The following is a 25030-nucleotide window of genomic DNA, read 5'->3' as shown; positions in this document are numbered from 1 at the left end:
CACTTGCCGCATTCACGGCGGCAGGCCGGCACAGACTAAATCACGGGACGATCCGGCAGTCGACATCGCGACCGAACCGGCCGACCGTTCCCGCGCGAAAGCCTCAAAGACCCAAGCGGAGGAGAAGCTTGATGCAATTTCATTTGAACGGCTACCATCCCGGCGATCCGGAGATTTCCGATCCTGCCGAACGTGTCGCGGCGTCCGGCGCCTCCGGTCCGCTGCCGGAGGAGGTCGACGTACTCATTGTCGGCTGCGGCCCGGCCGGCCTCACCTTGGCAGCCCAGCTTTCCGCCTTCTCGGATATCAGGACCTGCATCGTCGACCAGAAAACCGGCCCGCTGCTTCGCGGTCAGGCAGATGGCATCGCCTGCCGCACCATGGAGATGTTCGAAGCCTTCGGCTTTGCCGAACGGGTCCTGAAGGAGGCCTATTGGGTCAACGAGACGAGTTTCTGGAAGGCCGCGGAGGATGGTGATGGCCGGATCGTTCGAAGCGGCCGGATCCAGGACACCGAAGACGGGCTTTCGGAATTCCCGCATGTCATCCTCAACCAGGCGCGTGTGCACGATTTCTTCCTCGACGTCATGCGAAAATCACCTGCCAGGCTCGAGCCGCATTACGGCCGGCGCCTGATCGATCTTTCGGTGGACGAGGCGTCATCCTCCCACCCGGTCACCGCAAGGTTCGAGCGGCTCGACCCGGAGCATGAAGGGCAGGTCGAAACGATCAAGGCCCGCTACGCGGTCGGTTGCGACGGCGCGCGCAGCACGGTGCGAAAGTCCATCGGCCGCGTCCTCACCGGCGATTCCGCCAACCATGCCTGGGGTGTCATGGACGTGCTCGCCGTCACCGATTTTCCCGACATCCGGCTGAAGGCGCTGATCCAGTCCCCGGGCGAAGGAAGCATCGTGCTCATCCCTCGCGAAGGGGGCTACCTCGTCCGCATCTATGTCGAACTGGACAAGCTCGATGCCGGCGAGCGGGTATCGAACCGCAGCATCACCTCCGATTATCTCATTGCCGCAACCCAGCGGATCCTGAAACCCTATACGCTGGACGTGAAGGAGATCGCCTGGTGGTCGGTCTACGAGATCGGCCAGCGGCTTTGCGACAGGTTCGACGACGTGCCGGAGGAAGCGGGCGCCGGCCGCCTGCCCCGCGTCTTCATCGCCGGCGATGCCTGCCATACCCACAGCCCGAAGGCCGGCCAGGGCATGAACGTTTCGATGCAGGACGCCTTCAATCTGGGCTGGAAGCTCGCTGCGGTCCTGCGCGGTCAAAGCCTTCCGCATCTGCTGCACAGCTATTCCGCCGAACGCCAGGCGATCGCGAGCGAGCTGATCGATTTCGACCGCGAATGGGCAAAGATGCTCAGCGCATCCTCCACGGAGGGCAGACAGGTCGATCCGGCTGAGACCCAGGACTATTTCGTCCGCCACGGGCGCTATACCGCCGGCACGGCGGTCCGCTACCAGCCTTCGATCCTTACGGGGGATGCGACCCACCAACATCTTGCGGAAGGGTTTCCGATCGGCATGCGGTTCCATTCCGCGCCGGTCATCCGCCTGGCGGACGCCAAGCCTGTTCATCTGGGGCACGTGGTCAAGGCGGACGGCCGCTGGCGTATCCTTGCCTTTGCCGGCGCCGAAGACCCGGCCGACCCCGCCTCCGGCATTCAGGCCCTATGCGCGTTTCTGTGCAACTCCTCCGCATCACCCATCCGGAAATACACTCCCGCGGGCCAGGACATCGACTCGGTGATCGATGTTCGCGCTGTCTTTCAACAGGGACATCGCGACCTTGCGGTGGAGAGGATGCCGACCTTCCTGCTTCCCCGGAAAGGCCGCTACGGGCTTTGCGACTACGAAAAGATCTTCTGCCCCGACCTCAAGCACGGTCAGGACATCTTCGACTTGCGCGGCATCGATCGGCAACGGGGCTGCCTGGTGGTCGTCCGGCCCGACCAGTATGTGGCGCATGTTCTTCCGCTCGACGGTCATGCCGATCTGGCGGCCTTCATCGACGGTTTTATGGCCTCGGAAGGATAGTCGTCTGAATGCGCGTTGACATCTGATTCAATTTATACAACTGTACAAATTGTAAGGTCAATCGACAAAGAATCCGATGCGCCAGAGCTTGAAAGAAACGCTTCTTCGACACGCCGTGACGCTGTTTTCGCAGAGCGGCTACAATGCGGTTTCGCTGCGCGACATCGCCAAGGCGGCCGGCGCCAATGTCGGCAGCCTGACCTATCACTTCGGCTCGAAGGCCAATCTGCTGCGGGAGATCTACGAACTTCACACGAGGCCGATGAATGCCCGCCGCCTCGAGCTGCTCGGCGAGGCGCGGCGGATCAGCAATCCCGACGAACGGCTGATGGCCGTTCTCAGGGCCTATGTCGTTCCAGCCTTTATCTCTTCGACAGAAGGCGACGGCGGTGGTGCGGAATTTACGCGGATGCGGGCAGTCCTTTCCGCTGAAGGCAATCCCGATGCCCGCAAAATCATCGCCGACGCTTTCGACGAGACGAGCCGCGTCTTCATCGATGCTCTTTCCGAATGCGTGCCCGGCGCATCGCCGGAAGGGCTCATCTGGCGCAGCCAGTTCCTGCTCGGCGCCCTTTATTACACCCTCGTCAATCCGGAGCGCGTGACGCGCCTTTCCGGAGGGACCGTGGATGGGGAAGACCGGGAAGCCGCCGTCAACCAGATCGTGGAGGCAAGCTATGCCAGCTTCCGCAGCCTCTCCACGGAACTCGCCGCGCCTGCGCCACGGATCACGAAAGGTAGAAATTGATGCCCACTGCCTCCCAAGCGAGCAAAACGCGGCACAAGCCTGTTTTCGTTCTCCCAGCCGGCAGTTGCGATGCTCATTGCCACGTCTTCGGGCCTGGCGATGTTTTTCCCTACGCGCCCGATCGCAGCTATACACCCGCCGATGCACCGAAAGAGGCGCTTGCAGCGCTTCACGAAACGCTCGGCATCGACTGCGCCGTGATCGTGCAGGCCAGCTGCCACGGCACCGACAACCGCGCCATGCTTGATGCGATCGCCTGGCGCCCTGACCGCTATCGCGGCGTGGCCATCGTCGACGGCAGTTTCGACGACAAGGCCTATCAGCTGCTGGACGATGGCGGCGTGCGCGGAGTCCGCTTCAATTTCGTCCGCCATCTCGGTGGCGCGCCCGACATGGATGTGTTCAACGGGGTGATCGACCGGATCAAGGGCCGCGGCTGGCACGTCGTCCTGCATCTGGATGCGGCCGATATTCTGCCGCTTTCCGACATGATCCGCAGCCTGCCGGTGCCCTTCGTGGTCGACCACATGGGCCGCGTCGACACGACGCTCGGCATTGATCAGCCGGCATTCCGGGCGCTGCTGGAACTTGCCCGGCGGGAGAACTGCTGGATCAAGGTCAGCGGCTCCGAGCGGATTGCGCGTTTTCCGTTCGATGCGGCGGTGCCGTTCGCTCGGGCGCTCGTGGAAACGAGCCCCGAGCGGACGCTTTGGGGCACGGATTTTCCGCATCCCAATCTAAAGGAACCCGTCGACGAGGTTGACCTCGTCGACCTCGTTCCCCGGTTCGCGATCACCGCGGAGGAACAGCAGCGGCTGCTCGTCGATAATCCCGCGCGGCTTTACGGTTTTGCCGCCTGAGCGGACTTTCAAAAAGAGGAGGAGGAGAAGATGCATTTTGATATGGTGCGGAAACCGGAGGGGATCCTCCGGCGGACTGCTCGGGTGATGACATGGCTGCTACCGGCAATTGCACTGGCGGTCGCGGCTCCCGTCGGCGTTCAGGCGCAGGCGGATTACCCCTCGCGTGACATCACTCTCGTTCTGCCCTTCGGCCCGGGCGGGATTGCCGACATCACTTCGCGGGTCGTAGCGGATGCTCTCGGCAAGAAGCTCGGCCGGCAGATCGTCATCCTCAATCAACCGGGTGCAGGCGGCGCCACCGCCGCGCGGGCGGCCCTCAATGCCGAGGCCGATGGCTACACGCTCGCCCTGCTTTCGAACGGGACCGCAATCAGCGTGCCGCTCTTCAAGAACCTGCAATTCGATCCGGTCAAGGATTTCACCCCCGTATCGAGCCTTGCCTATTTCGACTTCGTCTTCGTGACCAAGGCAGGCGGCAAGTTCAAGACGCTCAAGGATGTTCTGGACGCGGCAAAGGCCGATCCGGGCGGCCTGAACGTCGGAACCATCAATGTCGGCAGCAGCCAGAACCTTGCCGCCGAGCTTTTCAAATCGACCTCCGGCATCGACTTTACCATCGTGCCCTACAAGGCGACGCCGGACCTGCTGGTCGCGCTGCTCGGCGACGAGCTGGACGTGATCGTCGACAGCCAGACCGCGTTGAAGGCCGCCCTGACACAGGGGCAGGCCACTGCAGTCGCCTCCTCCGGGCCGACACGCTCCAAACTGCTGCCGGACGTGCCGACCGCTCAGGAACAGGGTGTTGCCGGCTTCGACGTGACGTCCTGGAACGGCGTTTTTGCGCCAACTGGTACGCCGGAAGAGGTGGTGAAGAAGCTCAACGCCGCGCTTGTCGACGTTCTGGCCGATCCTGCCATTCAGAAACGGTTTGCTGATCTGGGAGTCGAAGCCCGCTCCAGCACGCCTCAAGAGATCGGCGATCGCCTGAAGTCTGATATCGCCAAGTGGGGTGAGGTCATAAAAAAGGCCGGCATACCGCAACAGTAGCGCGGTGCGGGCACGTCTCTCCACCGGGCCGTCAGGAACGGCCCGGTTTGCTCAAGGCTCTTCCTTCTTCGAAATCCAGGGCATGGGCTGCCGCTGGAGAAAGGCATCGATCCCGGCGCGTCCTTCATCGCTTTCCCACCGGTCGGCAAGCAGGCCGATGCTGTAGGCAATCGGATCATCAGTCGCTTCACGGGCGAGGTTCTGAACAAGGCTCTTGGCGCTGGCCACCGCTCCCGGGGCACAATCAAGGAAAGCCGTGACCTCTGCCGCGACCGCACCGTCGAGCTCGTCCTGTGAGCAAACAGCCGACACAAGCCCGATTTCTCGCGCCGTCTCGGCATCAAAACGGCGGGCATTCAAAAACAGGCGGCGGGCATGGCCCTCACCGATGCGTCGGACGACATAAGGACCGATGGTCGCCGGGATCAGGCCAAGTCGGGTTTCGGTGAGCGCGAACTCTGCCTTCTTCGCGGCGACCACGATATCGCAGACGGACATCAGGCCGATGCCGCCGCCAAAGGAATTGCCCTGTACTTTGCCGACCAGCGGCTTCGGCAGGTCGTCCAGCGACTTCAGCATCATCGCAAGTTCGGTCGCGCCTTCGATTTTGCCGTTGCGGTCCTTGCCCGCCTGATCCCGCATCCACTGAAGATCGCCGCCGGCGCAGAAGGTCGGACCCGAAGCGGCCAGAACCACGACCCGAACCGTGTCATCGGATGCAAGCCTCGCCGCCGCATCGGCCAATTCGGCAATCATCATGGCGTTCATGGCGTTGTGTTTTTCCGGCCGGTTCAGCGTCAGTTCGGCGATCCCCCGGACATCCTGCCCGATGGTCAGCGTCTGGTAGCCGCTCATCAGCGTGGACCTCTCAAACTACGAGCGAAGGCCTCCGCCTCCGCCAACAGGCTGCGGTCGATGCGGCTTTCGAAACCGAGTGCATGGAGATGGTCGACAGTTCTGCCGGTTGCGACATTGCCTTCCGCGCCTGGCGCGTAGGGGCAGCCGCCCAGTCCGCCTGCCGCCGCGTCGAAGACACGCAGCCCCTTTTCCAGCGATACGGTGACGTTGTCGACGGCGCGACCGTTGGTGTCGTGGAAATGGCCCGCGAGGGACGCAACCGGCACACGCTCCAGAACCGCATCCAGCATGGCCTTGATCCGCTCCGGCGTGCCGGTACCGATCGTATCTCCGAGCGAGATCTCGTAACAGCCGAGGTTCAGGAGTTTCTCCGCCACGTCCGCCACCCCGGCGGGACATGTCGGTCCGTCATAAGGGCAATCGACGACACAGGAAATGTAGCCGCGCACCGGCACACCATCCCGCCGGGCCTGTTCAACCAGCGGGACGAACCGCTCCAGACTTTCGGCGATGCTGCAATTGATATTGTGCCGGCTGAAGCCTTCGGAAGCGGAAGCGAAGACAGCGACCTCGTCCGCCCTTGCCGCGCATGCAGCCTGGTAACCGCGCAGGTTCGGCGTCAGCACGGTGTAGAGAGTGCCGGGCTTACGGGTGATGCCGGCCATGACCTCCGCCCCGTCGGCCATCTGGGGCACCCAATCAGCGCGGACAAAGCTCGTCACCTCGATCTTCTCAAAACCGCAGGCGGAGAGCATGTCGACCAGTTTGATCTTGTCGATGGCCGGAATGATGCGCTTCTCGTTCTGCAGGCCATCGCGGGGACCGACTTCATGGATGCGCACGAACTCAGCCATGTTCAGCCTCATCGAGCGGCTCCAGCGTCAGAAGCACGGCCCCTTCCAGAACCTGCTCGCCTTCCGACACCATTACATCGGCTATGGTGCCGTCGCGGGAGGCCGGCAGCGTCAGCTCCATCTTCATCGCTTCCATCACCGCCAGCGTCTCACCTTTGACGACAGTGGCGCCGGGTCTCGCCCGCATCAGCTTCACCTGACCCGGCATGGGCGCGACAATGCGGTCACCGCCGGCGACCGCTTCATCTTCGCCCGCCAGGACGTCCATCAGGACGAAATGCCAGTTTTCGCCATCCCGGAAGATCGTCACATCCCTGAGGCCGCGAATTGCATGGAGCGTGTGGCTTCGGCCGTCGCCCTCGACGATATAGGCGTCGCCGGCGTATGAAACGCGAAGGTCGAAGGCCTTGCCCTCGGCCGTCACCTCGTATCCGCCCTCCGGCCTTGCGGCAAAGGAAACCGGCAGGCGATGGCCCCGATGCTCGAGCGACACGAAATCCTCGGCTTTCGACCACAGCCGAAACCCTGAAAGAGCATCCCAGGGGTCATTCGATTTTTTCTGATCAAGCGCACCGGCCAGGATGAGGGCCGCCAGCGCGACAACATCGTGCGGCGCCGGATGCATCATCGTCAACTCGGCAAGATGACGATCGATCAAGCCCGTATCCGGACGGCCCTCGGTGAAATCAGGCTGCGCCGTTAGCCGGCGAAGGAAGGTGGCATTGGTCGTGACGCCTGTGGCACGGACTTGCGCGAGAGCCGTCGAGAGCGCCGACAGCGCTGCAGCCCTGTCAGCCCCATGGGTAACGATCTTGGCAATCATCGGATCGTAATAGGGGGAGATACGGTCGCCGGCGCGCACGCCGCTGTCGACGCGGGCGAGATGCTCGGGCAGATCGAGATGGGTTAGGTTGCCCGTTGCAGGCAGGAAACCCCGCTCGGCATCCTCGGCATAAAGCCGGGCCTCAAAGGCCCAGCCGTTGATGGAAAGCTCGTCCTGTCGTTTCGGCAGCGCTTCGCCCGATGCGACACGCAACTGCCATTCGACCAGATCGACGCCGGTGATCGCTTCAGTCACCGGATGCTCGACCTGCAGGCGGGTGTTCATTTCCATGAACCAGAACCGGTCGGCCTTCAGCCCTTCGGAAGCGTCCGCGATGAACTCGATGGTGCCGGCGCCGGAATAGCCGATCGCCTCAGCCGCCTTCACCGCCGCCTCGCCCATGGCGCGACGCATCTCGTCCGGCATGCCGGGTGCGGGCGCTTCCTCGATGACCTTCTGGTGGCGGCGCTGAAGCGAGCAGTCGCGCTCGAACAGATGCACGACATTGCCGTGGTCGTCGCCAAAAACCTGGATTTCGATATGGCGCGGGTGGGTAATGTATTTTTCGATGAGGCAGGAGGCGTCGCCGAAAGCAGCCAGCCCCTCACGCTGGGCCGATGCAAGCGCTTCTTTGAAGGAGGCGGCGTTTTCGACACGGCGCATGCCCTTGCCGCCTCCGCCGGCGCGGGCCTTGATGAGAACCGGGAAGCCGATGCGCTCCGCTTCCCGCAAGAGGAAATCAGGTTCCTGTTCGGCTCCATGATAACCCGGCACGACCGGCACACCGGCTCTTTCCATCAGCCCCTTGGCGGCGTCCTTCAGGCCCATGGCACGGATGGCATCCGGCGACGGCCCGATAAAACGAATGCCGGCCGATGTCACCGAATCGGCGAAATCAGGGTTCTCCGACAGGAACCCATAACCCGGATGGATGCCATCGGAGCCGGTGCGGAGGGCTGCTGCGATGATCAGGTCGCCGCGCAGATAGCTCTCTGACGCCGGAGACGGACCGAGGTGCACTGCCTCCCCGGCAAGCGAGACATGCAAGGCATCGCGATCCGCATTGGAATAGACGGCAACAGTTGCGATGCCCAGCCTGTGACAGGAGCGGATGATGCGGCAGGCAATCTCGCCGCGATTGGCTATGAGGACTTTCCTGATCATGACGCCCTCACATGCGGAACACGCCGAAGCGCGTTTCCTCGATCGGCGCGTTGAGCGCGGCGGAGAGACTGAGCGCCAAAACCTGGCGGGTCTTGGGGGGATGGATGATGCCGTCGTCCCAAAGCCGCGCAGAGGCATAAAGCGGATGGCTCTGTTCCTCGAACTGATCGAGGATCGGTCGCCTGAAAGCCTTTTCCTCTTCGGCTTCCCATACCTTACCGCTGCGATGGATTGCCTCGCGCCGTACGGACGCCAGAACACCGGCCGCCTGAAGACCGCCCATGACGGAAATGCGGCTGTTCGGCCAGGTCCAGAGGAAACGGGGAGAATAGGCGCGGCCGGCCATGCCGTAATTGCCGGCGCCGAAGGACCCGCCGACGAGGATCGTCACCTTGGGCACCGATGTCGTGGCGACCGCTGTGACCAGTTTGGCGCCGTGCTTGGCGATGCCTTCCGCCTCATAGCGCTTTCCGACCATGAAGCCGGTGATGTTCTGCAGGAAGACGAGCGGGATTTTCCGCTGCGAGCAGAGCTCGATGAAATGCGTGCCCTTCTGGGCGCTTTCGGAAAACAGCACCCCATTGTTTGCGATGATGCCGACCGGGATGCCGAAGACATGCGCAAAACCGCAGACCAGCGTCGTGCCGAACCGCGCCTTGAACTCGTCGAAGCGCGAACCGTCGACCAGGCGGGCAATCACCTCGCGGATGTCATACGGCGTGGCGAGCGACGCCGGCACGATCGCGGCGATTTCTTCCGGATCGTAGAGCGGGTCTTCCGGTTTTTCGAGCACAACTGTGTCGGGCTTGCAGGTGTTGAGGCCGGCGACGGCGCGGCGCACCAGCGCCAATGCGTGGGTATCGTCGCGAGCGAGATGGTCAGCCACACCGGACAACCTTGTGTGGACGTCGCCGCCTCCCAAATCCTCGGCACTCACCTCCTCGCCCGTGGCGGCCCTTACGAGGGGCGGACCTGCGAGGAAGATGGTTCCCTGATCCCTGACGATGATCGCCTCGTCGGACATCGCCGGCACATAGGCGCCACCCGCGGTACAGGAACCCATGACGGCTGCGATCTGGGCAATGCCCTTCGCAGACATGCGGGCCTGATTGTAGAAGATGCGGCCGAAATGATCCCGATCAGGGAATACCTCGTCCTGGTTCGGCAGGTTGGCGCCGCCAGAGTCGACGAGATAGATGCAAGGCAGACGATTTTCCTCGGCGATCTCCTGGGCGCGGAGATGCTTCTTCACCGTCATTGGGTAATAGGTGCCGCCCTTTACGGTGGCATCGTTGGCGACCACCATGACCTCCCGGCCTTCCACACGGCCGATGCCGGTGACGATGCCGGCAGACGGACTGGCGCCACCATAAAGCCCGTGCGCGGCCGTCGCTCCAATTTCCAGAAAGGGTGAGCCGTGATCCAGCAATCGGGCGATGCGATCGCGCGGCAGCAGCTTGCCGCGCTTCACATGCCGCGCCCGCGCCTCCTCACCGCCGCCGGCTTCCGCATGAGCCGCTGCGGCCTGGACCTCAGCAAGCTTTGCCTGCATGGCCGCGCGGTTAGCCTCGGCCGTCTCGCTCCTCAAATTGACCTGCGACCGGATGACAGCCATCAGGCGGTTTCCTTGAAGAGTTCGCGGCCGATCAGCATGCGGCGGATTTCGGAGGTTCCGGCGCCGATCTCCATCAGCTTGGCGTCGCGCAGCAACCGGCCAGTCGGGTTGTCGTTGATATAGCCGTTGCCGCCGAGCACCTGGATCGCCTGCAGCGCCTGCTGGGTCGCCTGTTCGGATGCGTAAAGGCAGCAGGCGGCGGCATCCTGCCGCGTCACCGCGCCGCGATCGCAGGCGGTTGCGACCGCGTAGACATAGGCCCGGGCGGAATTCATGGCGGTGTACATGTCGGCCACCTTGGCCTGGATCAGCTGGAATTCGCCGATCGGCTGACCGAACTGCTTGCGCTCATGAATATAGGGCATCACAACGTCGAGGCAGGCATGCATGATGCCGATGCCGATGCCGGCGAGAACGACACGCTCGTAATCGAGCCCGGACATCAGCACGCGCACGCCGCCGCCCTCGATGCCCATGACGTTTTCAGCCGGCACTTCGCAATCCTCAAACACCAGTTCGCAGGTGTTGGAGCCGCGCATGCCGAGCTTATCGAGCTTTTGAGCGGTGGAAAAGCCTGCGAAGCCTTTCTCGATCAGGAAGGCGGTAATGCCTTTCGGGCCGGCGGCCGGATCGGTCTTCGCATAGACCACCAGCACATTCGCATCCGGACCGTTGGTGATCCACATCTTGCTGCCGTTCAGAACATAGACGTCGCCCCGCTTTTCAGCCCGAAGCTTCATCGAGACCACGTCGGAGCCAGCCCCTGGTTCCGACATCGCAAGCGCCCCGACGTGCTCCCCTGAGCAGAGTTTGGGCAGGTACCGCGCCTTCTGCTCGGCATTGCCGTTGCGGTTGATCTGGTTGACGCAGAGATTGGAATGGGCCCCATAGCTGAGCGACGTCGAGGCGGAGGCCCGCGCCAGTTCCTCGACGGCGACGACATGGGCGAGATAGCCAAGTCCTGAACCGCCAAAATCCGGATCGGCGGTGATGCCGAGCAGACCGAGCGTCCCCAATTCAGGCCACAGATCGCGGGCAAATTCGTTGCTTCGATCGATTTCATCGGCGCGGGGCGCAAGCTTTTCCTGCGCGAAACGATGAACGGTTTCGCGAACCGCCTCGACATCCTCGCCGAGAGCGAAATCCATACTTGAGTGGAACACCTTGTCTCCTCCCGGTGTGCCAAGATTTTATCAGAAGGTTGTGGGGCAGCCGCGAACGATCGTCAATGACCCAGAGGGAGATCGCAATATCCGGTCGTTTCAGGAAAGGGCTTTGAAAAAAGATTGCCTTTATTTTGGCAGATGATGCGGGTTCAATCCCGGTACCCATTGGGTATTCGGCATTCGCGTGCCGGTATAGGTGATGCCGCTTTCGGTTTCACAGCGATAGACGCGGGTCGGCATGCGGTCGCCATAGAGAATGTCGAAACGGCCGCGCGGCCGGTAGACCTCTTCGATATCCGTGGTGCAGGTATAGGCCTGCTTCTGCACACGCTCCTCTTCCGGCACCACACCGGGCAGATCCCGAAAATAGGTGCCAGGCGAGAAATCCAAGCTCTTGCGCTCGGCCGCGAACACGTCAACGGGCGCAAACGCGGCGATGATGAGCGCCACAAGCATTACGACGGGCAAGATCCATGCACCCTTGAACATCATTCCACTCCTCACCCGCAAATCCCGCGGGTGTTTCCAAGATATGGATGACAGAGCGCCCGTTCCATGGACCGGGGTCCACATTTGCGTGATCATCAACCGATTTCCAAGCGGCGATAGTCCGTAGGCTGCTGATAGAGCCAGCCGATGCGCTTGACTGCCGCTTCAAAGTTTTCACGCGCGACGCTCATCGTGTGGCCATTGGCATGGAGAAGCGTTTCCTCGTTTTCCATGATGCCGACATGGCCTTTCCAGAAAACGAGATCGCCGCGACAAAGTTCCTCACGTGAGATGGAGACGCCGATCGCGGCCTGCATGTCGGAATCGCGAGGTGCGGCCTTGCCGACCATCATCAGTGCGAGCTGAACCAATGCGGAGCAATCCAGCCCGAAGCCGGAACGGCCGCCCCAGAGATAGGGCGTCTCGATAAACTTCTCCGCGACCGCGACGTAGTCGTCACCCATGGTCTCGGCAATGGGAAGGCAATGGCTGGCGATCACCGCACCGCGGCCGGACAAGAGACAATAACGCGTGCCGCGGGTTTCCGCTTCGCCGACCACCACGATGCGGCTGCCCAGGGAGAGAGCCGTCGTCGGAGGCTTGCGAAGCTCTGGCTCCGGGTAAACGAAGGTGCGTTGAACCGCGATACGATGTGTCGGTTCTTCCGGTTCGCCCAACATCGTCTCCGGCAGATAACCGACATAACCATCCTGATCCGCCTGGACCCAGGCGAAGCCACCGGCGCGATCGAAGACCCGGACGGTCTCCCCAAAAAGAAGTTCCGTATCGATGCCGAGAGCAAGGTCGGGCGACGGCCGCACCTGGGCTATCGGCACGACGACCCGAGCGGGTTCGCCACGCACGAAATTTTCCGCGTCGACGCTGCCCTTCAGCAATTCGTCGGCGAGGTCGGGCCGGAAGGCATGCAGGCGTCTGTCGAGCATCTTCGTCATTTCATATTCCCGGCCGGCGGGCTTCCTGGATGATCAGGTCGCCCATTTTTTCAAGAAACAAGGCGCCCGCGACCGTGCGCTTGATGATCACGTTGCGGCGGTCGCGTTCGTCCCGTTCGCGATCCACCAGGCCCATGCCGCCCATCGAGTCCAGTGCGCGGGTAATCACCGGCTTGGATACGCCCAGCGTTGCCGCCAAGCCCCTTACCGTGTGGGGCGGCGGCACCAGATAAATATGCAGCAGGATCGATATCTGGCGCAATGTCAGATCCCGCCCGTCATGCCGCACCTGCTCCAGCGAGACCCGGTGCCACAAACCTAATGCCTGCGTGGCCGTCAGTTCCAGCGTCATGATGACCCTCGGCTCAAAATCCTGCAGATTTTAGGCCGAAGGTCTTACCGGTTTGTTTCGGCACTCACTTCGCCGCCATATCGCGGATCACCCGGTAGAGGGCCCGGATTGCAAAGGCCTCGCCGCCGACCGGCGCATGCGGTTTATCGGCCAGCACCCAGGCGTAGATGTCGAAATGTGCCCAGCTTCTGGTGGCCGTGACGAAGCGCTTCAGGAAGAGAGCCGCGGTAATGGCACCCGCCATGCCGCCCGATGGCGAATTGGTGATATCGGCGGCGCGGGCGCGGATATCCTTGTCATAACCCATCCAGAGCGGCAGCCGCCACAAGGGATCGGCCTTAGCCTTTGCGGCTTCCATCAGTCTCGCGGACAGCGTCTCGTCGTCCGTAAAATAAGGTGCCAGTTCCGTGCCGAGAGCGACACGCGCCGCGCCGGTGAGGGTCGACATGTCGATCATCAGGTCCGGCGGGTTTTCATCCGCGTAGGCGAGCGCATCGGCGAGGACGAGACGGCCTTCGGCATCGGTATTGTCGATCTGCACGGTGATGCCCTTGCGGCTCCGGTAGATATCGCCGGGGCGGAAGGCATTGCCCGAAATGGAGTTTTCGACGGCCGGCACCAGGACCTGGAGATCCACCTTCAACCCGGCATCCATGATCATCAGGGCAAGGCCCATGACATTTGCCGCACCGCCCATGTCCTTCTTCATCAGCGCCATGTTGGCGGCGCCCTTGATATCGAGACCACCGGTATCGAAGCAGACGCCCTTGCCGACAAGCGTCACGCGCGGATGCCCCTTCTCGCCCCAGTGCAATTCAAGCAGACGCGGTGCAGAGGCGCTGGCACGGCCGACGGTGTGGATCAGCGGGAAATTTTCTTTCAGCAAATCTTCGTCCACGATCGAAGTAACGGTCGCGCCGTAGTGTTCGCCAAGGGCGCGGAAGGCGCCCTCCAGTTCGATTGGCCCCATCTCGTTGGTCGGAATATTGACGAGGTCGCGCGCTAGGAAAACGGCGGCAAGCTGGCGTTCGATATCAGCAACATCGACGGACTCGGGAACCGCGAGCCGGACGTCTTTCTGCTTTTCGGCCTTATATCGGCTGAAGGCGTAGGTGCCGAGGCCGTAACCCAGTGCAAGCTGCTCCGGTGGCAAGGATGCCGCGGTTTCGATGTGCCAGTCTCCTGCCGGCAACAGCTTGGAGAGCCGACCAGTGATGAAAGGAGCCTCCGCCGGGTCGTTGCCGAGGCCGAAGAAGGCGCTTCCCACCTCCCCGCCAGCCGGGACGAGCAGAAGAGCACCGGCTTCGGCCTTGAAGCCCGCGGCTTTTGCCCAGGCGAGCACCGGCGGCTCGAACTTTCCTTCTTCTAGGCCGGACGGAGTCACGGCGTAGACGGGTTTGGCAGCCGCGGTCTTCGCAGTGAAGACGGCGGGGCGCTCGATAAATTGAAACGGCGTCATGGGGGGCCTTTGCAAAGGGCTGGAATCATTCATCTTAACGGTCTGTTAGGGTTAACAGTTTATTGCTGGAGAGGAAATGCGCCACATGCCGCCGCCCAGGAAAAGGTCGCCGCGGCAAGGACTGACGAGACACCTATGATCGCTTCTGCCGCCCTGATGCTTCGCAAGAACCGCCTCGCCCAGACGGTCGCGATCGCCCTCCTGACGGTCTCCCTCGCCGGTTGCGCCGGCACCAAAAGGGATCCGGAGACAACCGGCTCGATCCCCAAGGTCTCCACGGCTTCGCTTCAGGGCATGGACACGGCCGCGCTTTCGGCCACCGAGCGGTCGATCGGGGCTGCCTATGTACGCGATCCGAAAAACAGGGATATCGGCCTGAGATATGCGACCGTACTCGGCATGACAGGCAAGTCCGCGCAGGCGCTTGCCGTGATGCAGCAAGTGGCGATTGCCCACCCTGCCGACCGCGAGGTTCTTGCAGCCTATGGCAAGGCGCAGGCCGCCGCCGGGCAGCTCGAACAGGCGCTGGCAACGATCAACCGTGCCCAGACCCCGGATCATCCCGATTGGCGGCTTTATTCGGCCGAAGGCGCCGTCCTGGACCAGATGGGCCGCTCGGACGAGGCGCGGAAGAAATATCGCATGGCGCTCGATGCGCAGCCAAACGAGCCGAGCGTTATCTCCAATCTCGGCATGTCCTATGTCCTTTCAGGGGATCTTCGCACGGCCGAAACCTATATGCGTAACGCCGCAGCCCAGCCCAGTTCCGACAGCCGGGTGAGGCAGAACCTGGCACTCGTCGTCGGTTTGCAAGGCCGCTTTGCGGAAGCGGAAGAGATCGCCCGCAAGGAACTCTCGCAGCAGCAGGCGGATGCCAACGTCACCTACCTGCGCTCGATGCTGTCGCAGCAGAACTCGTGGAGCAAGCTTGCCGACAAGGACGGCAAAGGTAAGCCGAACAACACGAATTGAGCGGTCGCTAAAGAGAAAACGAGACCCCCGTCATCTCAAAAGCCTCTTTGATAAAGAGTCTTGCGGAAGTCTAAGCCATAGCTGCTTGCTTTTCGCCGTAGGTTGGATCGTATGGGCTTCTGGACAGTCCCGGAGATCTCCGCACGTGATGAAGCTCGACCACCTCACCGTGATAGCCCCAACGCTGATCGAAGGGGTACTGCATGTTCGAAATTGCCTTGAACTCGACGTGCCTTTCGGCACTCATCACGACTATATGGGCACATACAACCACCGACTTCAGCTCGGAAATTCTGTCTATCTAGAGATCGTAGCGCTGGACCCGGAAGGAGTGGACCCCGGTAGGCCGCGCTGGTTCGGTCTCGACAACCAGGAAAGGGTCAGATCGGATTGGAAAGAAGGTCGTCGCCTGCGAGGGTGGGTGGCGAACACGGATGCGATTGATTCCATTGTTTTGACCCACCGAGCGATCTTCGGCAGCAAGGTTCGCCTTCCGACAACCAATCCGACTTTCGCTTTCACCATCCCGGAGGATGGATCGCTTCCCCTAGACGGCGTGGCCCCCTCGATCATCGACCACTGCGGGGACCCCACCTCAATGACCTCAATTCCTGACCTGGGTGCGCGCCTTCGTTCGCTTATCCTCGAACATCCAGATTCTGCCGCCATCGAGACGCTTTATCGCGAACTTGCCATCGAGCATTCACCAATGGTCGTCCAGGCGTCCAAAGTCCGCTATCGGGCACTTATCGAGACACCGAGTGGATTGAGAGAATTAACGTGACCCGAAAGCAAAGTTCATTTCTTTCCACGGGTGCCGCCGCGTTAAACAAAACGCGAGACCACAGTAATTATACCGCCGATCAGCACGAGATTGATGCAAAGTCTTGCCAGCATTGTCATATCCTCCAATTTGCCAATCGCAGCCGGCGCGGTTTGAAGCGGACTGCCGGGTGCATCGATTACATGGAAAGGATAATGCAACTGCGCTGAATGCGTGCTGAAGTCTCAGTTCAGGAAACGTTCAGGAGGGCGGTATCGAGCTGACCCGCGCAAGGCATCAGAATTTGTCGGCGACCTGAATGCCGGCAGGACCCAGAATGACCGCGATGAGGACCGGCAGGAAGAACAGGATCATCGGCACGGTAAGCTTCGGCGGCAGGGCGGCCGCTTTTTTTTCCGCTTCGTTCATGCGCTCGTCACGGCCTTCCTGGGCAAGCACCCGTAGCGCCTGGGCAATCGGCGTCCCGTAACGTTCCGCCTGGATCAGCGCCTGGGTCACGGCCTTCACGCCGTCGAGCTGGGTGCGAATGCCGAGGTTTTCCAGCGCGGTGCGGCGGTCCTGCAGGAAGGACAGCTCGGCTGTCGTCAGCACCATCTCCTCCGCCAAAGGTGGCGACTGCTGCGCCATTTCCTCTGCGACGCGGCGCATCGCGGCCTCCATCGAAATCCCCGATTCGACGCAGATCAGCATCAGGTCGAGCGCATCCGGCCAGGCTCGCTTGATCGATGCCTGACGCTTATTCACCAGATTGGTGACGTAGATATTAGGCGCATAAAAGCCGATATAGGCGACGACGATTGCCGCCAGCATGCGGATCGGGAGCGGCCGGGACGCAAGGTTGCCGAGCACGAAGATCCACACGACAGCGGCCGCCAGAAACGCGAATGGCAACAGGAACCGCGCCACCAGAAACATGTTGAGGGCGTTTTGCGAGCGAAGGCCCGCAGCACGAAGCTTGTTGACCGTGTTGTCGTCGACTAGCGCCTTGCGGAGGTTGAAACGTTCGACGATCTGGCGGACGGACTGGTTGTTCTGCGCACGCAGGGACGTCTTGGAATTTACCGCGCTTACGCGGGCGCGTTCACGCGCCCTGATCTGATCACGCTCGGTGGAGACCGCCTTCATACGCTTGTCGAGGTCGCCCTTTTCGAGAAAAGGCGCCGCCAACGTGTAAAGCGTTGCGAAGACCGCTACGGCAACCAGGAGCGCCAGGAGGGTGGCTGGGTCGGTGAACGTCGTCGCAAGTTCTTTCACCTCACCCTCCTCAAATATCGAAATTGATCATGTTGCGCATGACGAAGATGCCGATCGACATCCACACACCGGAGACCAAAAGGATCAGGTGGCCACGCGGATCAGTGAAGATGATCGCGATGTAATCGGGCGAGGTGAGATAGACGAGGAGCGTCACGATAAAAGGCAAGGCTCCGATGATGGCAGCGGAGGCCTTCGCTTCCATGGACAGCGCGCTCACTTTCGCCTTCATCTTCTTGCGGTCGCGCAATACCCTCGAGAGGTTGCCGAGCGCTTCAGACAGATTGCCGCCTGCCTGACCCTGGATGGTGATGACGATCGAAAAGAAATTCACCTCCGGCAGAGGCATGGTCAACATCATCCGGGCACAGGCTTCCGGAACGCTCAGGCCCACCTGCTGCGATTCCACGACGCGGCGAAACTCCGTTTTCACCGGCTCCTGTCCGTCCGAGGCGATCAGGCGCAGGGAATCGTTGAGAGGCAGGCCGGACTTGATCGAGCGCACCATGACGTCGAGCGCATTCGGAAATTCTTCCAGAAACTTCTTCTGCCGGCGCTTCACCAGGAAACCGATCACCCAGCGCGGCAGGCCGATGCCGCCGACGAATGCTGCGCCGACAACTGCGAGCAACGGCAGTCCGGCGATCAAGGCGGCCAGAAAGATGAAGATGCCGAACAACGCGCTGAACAGGTAGAAGCGGCCCATCGTCAGCGAAAGACCAGTCTGGGAAAGCCTGGACTTCAGGCTTCCGTCGCCCATCTTCCGGCTTTTCTCTGCCTGTTTCTTCTCCAGATCCTTCAGCGAATCCTGCATCGATTTGCGACGCTTGGAGAGTTCCTGCACCCGGTCCCTTGCTGCCTTCGCCCGCACGAGATCCGTTTCGGCGGATTTCACGCGGTTAAGCCGCGTGTCCGCCTTCTTTTCCACCTCCATGCGGGAGAACAGCAGTGCGTAGCATACCGCCGCCGCGGCGACTGCCGCCAGCGCGATGATCGCTACGACCGTGATATCCAGCCCGAACATGGACGTATTCTCCTCAGTCCTTCACCCGTTCCATGGCATCGAGAGCCGCGGAAAGGCGCTTGTCTTCGTTATAATATCGGGCGCGATCCCAGAAATGCGGCTTCACGATGCCGGTCGACATATGCCGACCGATCAGCCGGCCGTTGGCATCCTCGCCGTCGATTTCGTAGCGCATCAGATCCTGGGTGACGATCACGTCGCCTTCCATGCCGACCACTTCGGTGATCTGCGTGATGCGGCGGGAGCCGTCGCGCAGACGCGCCGCCTGAACGATGACGTCGATCGAACCGGTGATGATCTCGCGCACCGTCTTGGCCGGCAGCGAATAACCGCCCATGGCGATCATCGATTCCATACGGCTCAGGCATTCACGCGGGGTATTGGCATGGATGGTGCCCATCGAGCCGTCGTGGCCGGTGTTCATCGCCTGCAACAGGTCGAAGACTTCCGGGCCGCGCACTTCGCCGACGATGATGCGTTCCGGACGCATGCGCAGGCAGTTCTTGACGAGATCGCGCATGGTGATCTCGCCCTCGCCCTCGATATTCGGCGGACGCGTTTCCAGGCGCACGACATGCGGCTGCTGCAGTTGCAGTTCGGCGGTGTCTTCGCAGGTGATCACCCGCTCGTCGGCGTCGATGTAACGCGTCAGGCAGTTGAGCAGCGTCGTCTTGCCCGAGCCGGTACCGCCGGAAATGACGACGTTGCAGCGGACGCGGCCGATGATCTGCAGGAGAACTGCGCCCTCCGGGGTAATGGCCCCGAATTTCACCAGCTGGTCGAGATTGAGCTTGTCCTTTTTGAACTTGCGGATCGTCAGCGCCGGGCCGTCGATGGCGAGCGGCGGCGCGATGACGTTGACGCGCGAGCCGTCCGGCAGGCGCGCGTCGCAGATGGGCGAAGATTCGTCCACACGCCGTCCGACCTGGCTGACGATGCGCTGGCAGATCGAGAGCAACTGACCATTGTCGCGGAAGCGGATCTCAGACTCGATCGTCTTGCCGCCGACTTCGATGAAGGTCTGGCCGGCGCCATTAACCATGATGTCGGCGATGTCGTCGCGCGCCAGCAGCGGCTCAAGCGGGCCATAACCCAAGACGTCGTTGCAGATGTCCTCGAGCAGTTCCTCCTGCTCGGAGATCGACATCGCGAAATTCTTGATGGTGATGATATCGTTGACGATGTCGCGGATTTCCTCACGCGCACTTTCGGCATCGAGCTTGGCGAGCTGGGAAAGGTCGATCGTATCGATGAGCGCGGAGAAGACCTGGCTCTTTGTATCGTAATACAGTTCGGTGCGGGCCTGGCGCTTGCGGACAGGCTGCGGCGCAAGCTGCGGCGGCGGAACCGGCTGACGCTCGCGCGCGGGCTCGGCCAGGATTTCCGGGGCCGGCGGCCTTGCCGCCAGCGAACCAGCGGACGCGGCCGGCGGCGGCGCAAGCCCCACGCTCTTCCCAGATCCCTCGTTTCCGCGCTTGCCAAACATTCCGGTTTCCTAACGTCTAAGCCTTTTTGCGCCCAAGCATGTCGAGCACCTTCCCCAGACCACCCTTTTTCGCCTTCTTCACCGCGACGCGGCCGGTGACGATATGGGCAATCTGCGAGAATGTTTCCGCAGCAGGCGACTTCGCATCGATCTCAGAAATCATACGGCCGCTGTTGGCCGCGTTGCCGAAGAGCTGGACATCGAAGGGCAGGATGGCGATCGGCTCGATCTCCAGCGGCTCGATGAAGTCGGCGGGTGCGATTTCCGGACGCTTCGGCATGCCCACCTGGTTGAGGATGATATGCGGCGGGCGGTCATTCGGCCGAAGCTTCTTCAGCGCGTCGATCATATTCTTGCTGTTGCGCAGGTTCGCAAGATCGGGAACGGCGCAGATCACCACCTCGTCCACCTCGCAAAGCACCGCACGGGTCCATTCCGTCCAAGCATGCGGAAGGTCCAAGACTGCAACCGGCGCGCTGCGCTGCAGGAGCTCGATGATGGGCGTAAAGGCTCCGCGTTCGAAATCATACGCCCTGTCGAGCAGCGACGGAGCAGCAAGAAGCGACAGGTGCTCCGAGCACTTGGTCAGCAGACGGTCGAGGAATACCTCGTCCAGCCGTTCCGGCGCAAAGACCGCTTCTGCAATACCTTGAGCGGGATCCTGATCGAAATCGATATTGGCCGTGCCGAAGGGAAGGTCGAGATCGGCAAGAATAGTCTCGGTCGAAAACAGGCTGGAAATGCCGAAGGCACAGTTGTGCGCGATGGTGGACGAGCCCACCCCTCCCTTCGCGCCGATGAACGCTATGGATTTCCCGAGCGGCTCAGCATCCGGGTCGACGAAGATCGTCGAAACCGAGGCCAGCATATCGGGCATCTGCACCGGCGCGACCAGATATTCGGAAATTCCGTTGCGGATCAGCTCCCGATAAAGGGAGATATCGTTGTAGCGACCGACGATGATGACCTTGGTGGAGGGATCGCAGACTTCCGCAAGCGGCGCCAGCTCTTCGAGCAGGTTCTTCGGTTCCGCCTCCGTCTCCAGGATGATCAGGTTTGGCGTCGGAGCCGAAGCAAACATGTTCGCGGCAGCGCCGGTGCTGCCGACGGTCACGCGAAGATTGACCTTGGACATGCGGCGATCACGCCCCATGCGGTCCATCATCCGCTGCATGGCCTCGCTCTCGCAGAAAGCATGAATCGAGATGCGCGGTAGCGGACGCAGTGCGTCCATATCCGCCGGGCGCTCCGCGTCATCGAAATGTTCGTCTTCCTCGGAGGCGCGAATCTCGTAGCTGATCGGGCTCATCTTTTTCTCCGCTTCCCTGCCATCCGCTCAGTTACTGCTTCTCTCGCCGCGGTAGTCGCTGATGACCTTTGCCCGCTGCGTGGCGTCGATCGGCGTGGTCCCACGGGGAGCGATAAGATCCGTCGGGTTGGCGATCTGGGCAGCGAGATTGTTCTGGCTTGCGCAACCGAAATTATACCAGTTCCTATTGCCGAACGTGTTGTCGGAGAGATCGGCGGGCCATTCTCCGCACGGGCTCGTCATCGCTTTGGTCGTCACGTAAGAAAGCCGGATTGGCGCAGCATCGCCGCTTGGAGACGCCCCATAGCTGCTCATCAATATCCGGTCCGGCCTGATGCCGCTGGTCGTCAAGGTTCGGCGGATATCTCCCGCCAGGCGCTGGGCGGCGGCGGAATTATAGGAACCATGGGGGACCTGGATCTGAACGACGCCCGCTGGCGATGAGGCGAAATTCTGTGCGAAACCCTTCACCGTGTCCTTCATGCCGATGGACAGCCGAACATCGCCAGAGGCGACCGGGATATCGAGCGCATGTTCGCCTTCCGCCAGCACGATGGGATGGCGGGTCCGGTAGTCGTCGGGAATGGAGCCGGTGGTAAGCTGGCTGTTGCCGCACCCGGCCAACAGAACTGCCGATGCCGCAAGCATCACGGCTGCGGCGATCTTGTGTCGGGGAAACTTGACTGCGCCCTTCATGGCATTCTGTCCTTCGGCGGCGGTGTTTGCTTGCGTTTCCATGGCCTGGGTCACTTGTAGATGAAGCCGACCGCGCCGTGGTACTGGCCGGTCGCGACCGGTTCCTTGCGGCCGTAGATCTTGTTCACGCGGTTCAGGAAGAAGGTGGCGGCGTCGTTTTCCGGATTGAAATTGTCATCCGGACGCGCGATCTCGCTACGAGCCACCGGCCGGACGAGATAGGGCGTCGCGATGATGACCAGTTCGGTCTCATTGCGGACAAAATCCTTGCTGCGGAAGAGAGTGCCCAACACCGGCACCTTGGAAATGCCGGGGAGACCCGACATGGCCTGCCTGATATTGTCCTGGACCAGTCCAGCGATAACGATGGAGCCGCCGGAAGGCAATTCGACCGTGGTGGACGCCTCACGTTTGCGAATCGACATGTAAGTGTTGCCCTGAATACGCGGCGAACTTCCGTTGCCTGTGGCGACGGACCCTTCATAAGTGGGTTCGGAGACATTGGTCTCGATATTCAGGCTGATCCGTCCGGGAGACAGGACGACCGGCTTGAAGTTCAACTCTATCCCGTAATCGACCGAATTGACGGTCCGGGTGACGGTCGGCACGCCGGTATCTTCGTCAACGCCAACTTCCTGCTCCGCAGGTAGCCGGAACTCGCCGCCGACATAAAACTTCGCCTGCTGGCCCGAGATCGCCGTCAGGCTGGGCTCAGCGAGTGTCCGCATGACGCCAGCCTGCTCCATGGCGTTCATGTAGGTCGCCAGCCCGACATTGCCGATCGACCCTGTCAGCGTTCCCATGCCGAAGGTGTTGATCGCGTTGCCAAGATTGGAGGGATTGGAAAAACCGATCGAGCCGTCAGGCCCCGAGACGGACCCGTTGAAGCCGAGCTGCTTCAGCACCTGGCGGCTGACTTCAGCAACGGTCACCTTCAACGTCACCTGATCTTCGCCCTCGATCGTCAACAGATTGACGATCTGCGACAGCTGCCGCGCTTCTGCAAAAATGTCAGCGTCGCCGTTATTGCCTTGAGCTGTCAAGTTTCTCGTCGTCGCTTCGCCGCCTTTCAGGAAAGCCCTGGTCAGCTTTTCCGCCTGCGCGGAGTCCTGCGGGGTCCGAACCGTTCCCGACAGCACGACGTTGTCGGAGATGATCTCAACCTTGACGTTGGATTCGGGCAGGAATCTCCGCAGATTCTGCTGCAGGCCCGCGATGTCGCGCTCAATTTCCAGATCCAGGCTGATGATTTCCTCGCCATGCGAGCCGAAGACGAAGATATTGGTCTGGCCGACGGTCTTGCCGAAAAGATAGATACGCCGGGATGTCCGGGTTACGGCATCGGCCATCTCCGGGTTGGCCACAAGGATATCGTGGGCATCCGCCGGCAGGTCGACGACCAGTGCCTTGTTGAGGCCGAGCGCCACCCGCTTGCGGACACCCGGCCCGCCTTCGGTGATGCGAATCACGCTGGCATCTGTCGCCTGAGCCTGGGCAGGGGCCAAATAAAGGGGGGCGATATTGACCGGAACACCGGCAAAAGCGACGTAGAAGGCCATCCCCGCCGCCACCGAACTGCGAATCTTCCGCTTCAGAATGTTCACTTGATCCGCTCCGTTCATTGCGCTGGCGCCTGCGTCGCGGCCGTGCTTTTGACGATCGAGCCCGATTTGATGACCTGGATATCCGCCCGGTCTCGGCCGTGCAGCAGGTAGTCGGCCGCCACCGTATCCGCCTCCTGGGAATCGGCCACCGAACGCAAGGCAAGCGTGAGCCGCTCCGCCATCTGCTGGGAAACGGCGATGACCTGGGCCTGATCCGGCGTCAGTTCGAGCGTCGCCGTCGTGCCGACCACCGCCTTCTTGCCGTCCTCGGTCTCCTGAATCTGCTGGTCGATTGCGAGGACACGGATATTGTTCAGGATGTTTTCCGTGATGTAACGGCCGTCATCCTTGTTTTCACGCACCATGATAATGTCGACACGGTCGTTCGGCAGCACGAAGCCGCCTGCCCCGGTGGAAACCGAGATTTCAGTCGCCACGGCCCGCTTGCCGGCCGGCAGCAGCGAAGACATGATGCGACTGGAAGAATCTGCCACCTTCTCGGCGCGAAACGGTTCACCCTTGAACATGGGCATGCGAACCACCACGCCCTGAAGTTCTGTGATGGCATCGGGCCGTTTGTCGGCGGTAATGAAGCCGTCGATCACTCCACCTTCCGGCCAGGCGAGCCATTCCATCGACTTTTCGTTCAGGCGGCTGCCTACCGGCAAGTTTTCGGAGGAAACAAGAACCTTGACCGTGGGCTCGCGCTTGATCACCGTTTCGACCAGTTCGGGGCCCTTGTTACCCGCCAGCCGCACGGCCAGCAGGCCTGCCAGACCTGCGGCCACCACGGCAACCGCGAGTATGATGATACGGGTGGGCTTCATGGACATTCCTTGGGAACTCTACTTCCCACAAAGAATGGCCGCGAATGGTGTAATTATGGTTAATAAGACGCTTACATTTTAGGTTAACAATATGTTCCGGCTGCGCGTCAGTAGAACGCTTTTATTGCCATGGAATAGATGGGCGCCTGGTGAAATGTTAGGAAACCAGCGATGGCGATGGCGATACCGTAAGGAATTTTCTTGGCCGTGACCAGCGAGGCGGGCAGCGGGATCCCTATTGCCATGACAGAGTTTGCCTGCGAGCGAAGAAGAAGGATCACAAGGGTCACCGCACCGCCGACGAAGCCGACCGCAACGAGGAAAGTGAGAAGCGAGTCGTCCCAACCATACCAGACGGCTGATACGGTCAGGAGTTTTGCATCGCCGCCGCCCATCACGTTTAGAGCAAATAGCAGGAAACATACGCCGAAGACTACAAGACCGGCAACCAGGCTCATGCCGATCTCCGGCCATACTAGACCTGAAAACGGCGCAAGAATCAGAAAAGAGGCGAGTATGATCGCCGATATTTGGTTGGGGATCGTCATGGTCACGAGATCGGAAATGGCAGCAAACGCCAGTCCAAGCGGCAGGACCGACAGAACAAAAATTGCAACCATCAAGCTTACCAT

Annotated in this window: 23 protein-coding genes; 6 read left to right on the top strand and 17 right to left on the bottom strand. The window is 61.4% G+C overall.

The genetic code is table 11. The features are described 5' to 3' along the window. The first annotated feature begins 131 nt into the window (after positions 1–131). The 4 genes from EDE05_RS18635 to EDE05_RS18620 all read left to right on the top strand — a co-directional run bounded on the left by EDE05_RS18635 (position 132) and on the right by EDE05_RS18620 (position 4709). The gene (locus EDE05_RS18635) at positions 132–2051 is read left to right on the top strand and encodes an FAD-binding monooxygenase (RefSeq protein ID WP_134102357.1); all 1920 of its coding nucleotides are present in this window, start codon (positions 132–134) and stop codon (positions 2049–2051) included. A 76-nt stretch (positions 2052–2127) separates the two neighbouring features. Then, a complete protein-coding gene (locus EDE05_RS18630; RefSeq protein WP_134102354.1) occupies positions 2128–2799 on the top strand; it encodes a TetR/AcrR family transcriptional regulator in 672 nt (223 codons plus the stop codon). Then, positions 2799–3659, top strand: a complete 861-nt coding sequence (locus tag EDE05_RS18625; RefSeq protein WP_134102351.1) for an amidohydrolase family protein — start codon at positions 2799–2801, stop codon at positions 3657–3659. Before EDE05_RS18630 ends, EDE05_RS18625 begins: the two co-directional genes overlap by 1 nt. A 30-nt stretch (positions 3660–3689) precedes the next feature. Further along, the gene (locus EDE05_RS18620; protein WP_245519940.1) at positions 3690–4709 is read left to right on the top strand and encodes a tripartite tricarboxylate transporter substrate-binding protein; all 1020 of its coding nucleotides are present in this window, start codon (positions 3690–3692) and stop codon (positions 4707–4709) included. Between the two features lie 51 nt (positions 4710–4760). Here EDE05_RS18620 and EDE05_RS18615 read toward each other — a convergent pair whose 3' ends face one another. From EDE05_RS18615 to EDE05_RS18575, 9 genes are all read right to left on the bottom strand, one after another. Next, positions 4761–5564 (bottom strand): crotonase/enoyl-CoA hydratase family protein, encoded by an 804-nt coding sequence (locus tag EDE05_RS18615; RefSeq protein WP_134102348.1) that lies wholly within the window; start codon positions 5562–5564, stop codon positions 4761–4763. Next, positions 5564–6421, bottom strand: coding sequence for a hydroxymethylglutaryl-CoA lyase (locus EDE05_RS18610; protein WP_134102345.1), 858 nt, complete (start codon positions 6419–6421; stop codon positions 5564–5566). Before EDE05_RS18610 ends, EDE05_RS18615 begins: the two co-directional genes overlap by 1 nt. Continuing rightward, a complete protein-coding gene (locus EDE05_RS18605) occupies positions 6414–8408 on the bottom strand; it encodes an acetyl/propionyl/methylcrotonyl-CoA carboxylase subunit alpha (protein WP_134102342.1) in 1995 nt (664 codons plus the stop codon). The genes EDE05_RS18610 and EDE05_RS18605 overlap by 8 nt, the downstream gene beginning before the upstream one ends. A 7-nt stretch (positions 8409–8415) precedes the next feature. Next, positions 8416–10023 (bottom strand): carboxyl transferase domain-containing protein, encoded by a 1608-nt coding sequence (locus EDE05_RS18600; protein ID WP_105373892.1) that lies wholly within the window; start codon positions 10021–10023, stop codon positions 8416–8418. Further along, positions 10023–11171 (bottom strand): isovaleryl-CoA dehydrogenase, encoded by a 1149-nt coding sequence (locus EDE05_RS18595; RefSeq protein ID WP_208325228.1) that lies wholly within the window; start codon positions 11169–11171, stop codon positions 10023–10025. Before EDE05_RS18595 ends, EDE05_RS18600 begins: the two co-directional genes overlap by 1 nt. A 144-nt stretch (positions 11172–11315) precedes the next feature. Continuing rightward, positions 11316–11678, bottom strand: a complete 363-nt coding sequence (locus tag EDE05_RS18590) for a hypothetical protein (RefSeq protein WP_112823806.1) — start codon at positions 11676–11678, stop codon at positions 11316–11318. A 95-nt stretch (positions 11679–11773) separates the two neighbouring features. Continuing rightward, the gene (locus EDE05_RS18585; RefSeq protein ID WP_134102335.1) at positions 11774–12631 is read right to left on the bottom strand and encodes an NlpC/P60 family protein; all 858 of its coding nucleotides are present in this window, start codon (positions 12629–12631) and stop codon (positions 11774–11776) included. Position 12632: 1 nt separating this feature from the next. Further along, positions 12633–12983 (bottom strand): MarR family winged helix-turn-helix transcriptional regulator, encoded by a 351-nt coding sequence (locus EDE05_RS18580; RefSeq protein ID WP_105373896.1) that lies wholly within the window; start codon positions 12981–12983, stop codon positions 12633–12635. 64 nt (positions 12984–13047) lie between these two features. Continuing rightward, positions 13048–14442: a leucyl aminopeptidase family protein gene (locus EDE05_RS18575; RefSeq protein WP_134102332.1), complete on the bottom strand. Its 1395-nt coding sequence runs from the start codon at positions 14440–14442 to the stop codon at positions 13048–13050. A 135-nt stretch (positions 14443–14577) separates the two neighbouring features. On the opposite strand from EDE05_RS18575, the gene EDE05_RS18570 reads away from it, so the two are divergent. Both EDE05_RS18570 and EDE05_RS18565 read left to right on the top strand, forming a co-directional pair. Next, complete coding sequence (locus tag EDE05_RS18570; protein ID WP_134102329.1) at positions 14578–15414, top strand: tetratricopeptide repeat protein; 837 nt, start codon at positions 14578–14580, stop codon at positions 15412–15414. 148 nt (positions 15415–15562) lie between these two features. Then, positions 15563–16198 (top strand): VOC family protein, encoded by a 636-nt coding sequence (locus tag EDE05_RS18565; RefSeq protein ID WP_208325227.1) that lies wholly within the window; start codon positions 15563–15565, stop codon positions 16196–16198. Positions 16199–16474: 276 nt separating this feature from the next. Here EDE05_RS18565 and EDE05_RS18560 read toward each other — a convergent pair whose 3' ends face one another. From EDE05_RS18560 to EDE05_RS18525, 8 genes are all read right to left on the bottom strand, one after another. After that, the gene (locus EDE05_RS18560) at positions 16475–17452 is read right to left on the bottom strand and encodes a type II secretion system F family protein (protein ID WP_134102323.1); all 978 of its coding nucleotides are present in this window, start codon (positions 17450–17452) and stop codon (positions 16475–16477) included. A 10-nt stretch (positions 17453–17462) separates the two neighbouring features. Continuing rightward, the gene (locus EDE05_RS18555; protein WP_134102320.1) at positions 17463–18476 is read right to left on the bottom strand and encodes a type II secretion system F family protein; all 1014 of its coding nucleotides are present in this window, start codon (positions 18474–18476) and stop codon (positions 17463–17465) included. Positions 18477–18489: 13 nt separating this feature from the next. Beyond that, entirely contained in the window at positions 18490–19962 is a 1473-nt protein-coding gene (locus EDE05_RS18550; protein ID WP_105373902.1) for a CpaF family protein, read from the bottom strand. Between the two features lie 16 nt (positions 19963–19978). Then, the gene (locus EDE05_RS18545) at positions 19979–21271 is read right to left on the bottom strand and encodes a CpaE family protein (protein ID WP_134102317.1); all 1293 of its coding nucleotides are present in this window, start codon (positions 21269–21271) and stop codon (positions 19979–19981) included. Positions 21272–21298: 27 nt separating this feature from the next. Next, on the bottom strand, positions 21299–21967 hold the full coding sequence (locus tag EDE05_RS18540) for a CpaD family pilus assembly protein (protein ID WP_134102413.1): 669 nt from the start codon (positions 21965–21967) through the stop codon (positions 21299–21301). A 50-nt stretch (positions 21968–22017) separates the two neighbouring features. Continuing rightward, entirely contained in the window at positions 22018–23589 is a 1572-nt protein-coding gene (locus EDE05_RS18535) for a type II and III secretion system protein family protein (protein ID WP_134102315.1), read from the bottom strand. Further along, on the bottom strand, positions 23586–24398 hold the full coding sequence (gene cpaB, locus EDE05_RS18530; protein ID WP_134102312.1) for a Flp pilus assembly protein CpaB: 813 nt from the start codon (positions 24396–24398) through the stop codon (positions 23586–23588). The genes EDE05_RS18535 and cpaB overlap by 4 nt, the downstream gene beginning before the upstream one ends. Positions 24399–24505: 107 nt before the next feature. Continuing rightward, a complete protein-coding gene (locus EDE05_RS18525) occupies positions 24506–25030 on the bottom strand; it encodes a prepilin peptidase (protein WP_245519939.1) in 525 nt (174 codons plus the stop codon).

This window comes from Neorhizobium sp. R1-B (assembly GCF_004368875.1).
Lineage (GTDB): Bacteria > Pseudomonadota > Alphaproteobacteria > Rhizobiales > Rhizobiaceae > Neorhizobium > Neorhizobium huautlense.
Note: the sequence above shows the minus strand (reverse complement) of the source record. Positions and strands in the feature narration are given on the sequence as shown.

Bases quoted from the DNA above. Each gene is read 5' to 3' on its own strand.
- EDE05_RS18545 (WP_134102317.1), bottom strand. From the start codon at position 21,271: ATGAGCCCGATCAGCTACGAGATTCGCGCCTCCGAGGAAGACGAACAT.
- EDE05_RS18635 (WP_134102357.1), top strand. From the start codon at position 132: ATGCAATTTCATTTGAACGGCTACCATCCCGGCGATCCGGAGATTTCC.
- EDE05_RS18555 (WP_134102320.1), bottom strand. From the start codon at position 18,476: ATGTTCGGGCTGGATATCACGGTCGTAGCGATCATCGCGCTGGCGGCA.
- EDE05_RS18550 (WP_105373902.1), bottom strand. From the start codon at position 19,962: ATGTTTGGCAAGCGCGGAAACGAGGGATCTGGGAAGAGCGTGGGGCTT.
- EDE05_RS18595 (WP_208325228.1), bottom strand. From the start codon at position 11,171: ATGGATTTCGCTCTCGGCGAGGATGTCGAGGCGGTTCGCGAAACCGTT.
- EDE05_RS18590 (WP_112823806.1), bottom strand. From the start codon at position 11,678: ATGTTCAAGGGTGCATGGATCTTGCCCGTCGTAATGCTTGTGGCGCTC.
- EDE05_RS18525 (WP_245519939.1), bottom strand. From the start codon at position 25,030: ATGGTAAGCTTGATGGTTGCAATTTTTGTTCTGTCGGTCCTGCCGCTT.
- EDE05_RS18570 (WP_134102329.1), top strand. From the start codon at position 14,578: ATGATCGCTTCTGCCGCCCTGATGCTTCGCAAGAACCGCCTCGCCCAG.
- EDE05_RS18605 (WP_134102342.1), bottom strand. From the start codon at position 8,408: ATGATCAGGAAAGTCCTCATAGCCAATCGCGGCGAGATTGCCTGCCGC.
- EDE05_RS18565 (WP_208325227.1), top strand. From the start codon at position 15,563: ATGAAGCTCGACCACCTCACCGTGATAGCCCCAACGCTGATCGAAGGG.
- EDE05_RS18630 (WP_134102354.1), top strand. From the start codon at position 2,128: ATGCGCCAGAGCTTGAAAGAAACGCTTCTTCGACACGCCGTGACGCTG.
- EDE05_RS18580 (WP_105373896.1), bottom strand. From the start codon at position 12,983: ATGACGCTGGAACTGACGGCCACGCAGGCATTAGGTTTGTGGCACCGG.
- EDE05_RS18575 (WP_134102332.1), bottom strand. From the start codon at position 14,442: ATGACGCCGTTTCAATTTATCGAGCGCCCCGCCGTCTTCACTGCGAAG.
- EDE05_RS18535 (WP_134102315.1), bottom strand. From the start codon at position 23,589: ATGAACGGAGCGGATCAAGTGAACATTCTGAAGCGGAAGATTCGCAGT.
- EDE05_RS18585 (WP_134102335.1), bottom strand. From the start codon at position 12,631: ATGACGAAGATGCTCGACAGACGCCTGCATGCCTTCCGGCCCGACCTC.
- EDE05_RS18625 (WP_134102351.1), top strand. From the start codon at position 2,799: ATGCCCACTGCCTCCCAAGCGAGCAAAACGCGGCACAAGCCTGTTTTC.
- EDE05_RS18600 (WP_105373892.1), bottom strand. From the start codon at position 10,023: ATGGCTGTCATCCGGTCGCAGGTCAATTTGAGGAGCGAGACGGCCGAG.
- EDE05_RS18540 (WP_134102413.1), bottom strand. From the start codon at position 21,967: ATGAAGGGCGCAGTCAAGTTTCCCCGACACAAGATCGCCGCAGCCGTG.
- EDE05_RS18620 (WP_245519940.1), top strand. From the start codon at position 3,690: ATGCATTTTGATATGGTGCGGAAACCGGAGGGGATCCTCCGGCGGACT.
- EDE05_RS18610 (WP_134102345.1), bottom strand. From the start codon at position 6,421: ATGGCTGAGTTCGTGCGCATCCATGAAGTCGGTCCCCGCGATGGCCTG.
- EDE05_RS18615 (WP_134102348.1), bottom strand. From the start codon at position 5,564: ATGAGCGGCTACCAGACGCTGACCATCGGGCAGGATGTCCGGGGGATC.
- cpaB (WP_134102312.1), bottom strand. From the start codon at position 24,398: ATGAAGCCCACCCGTATCATCATACTCGCGGTTGCCGTGGTGGCCGCA.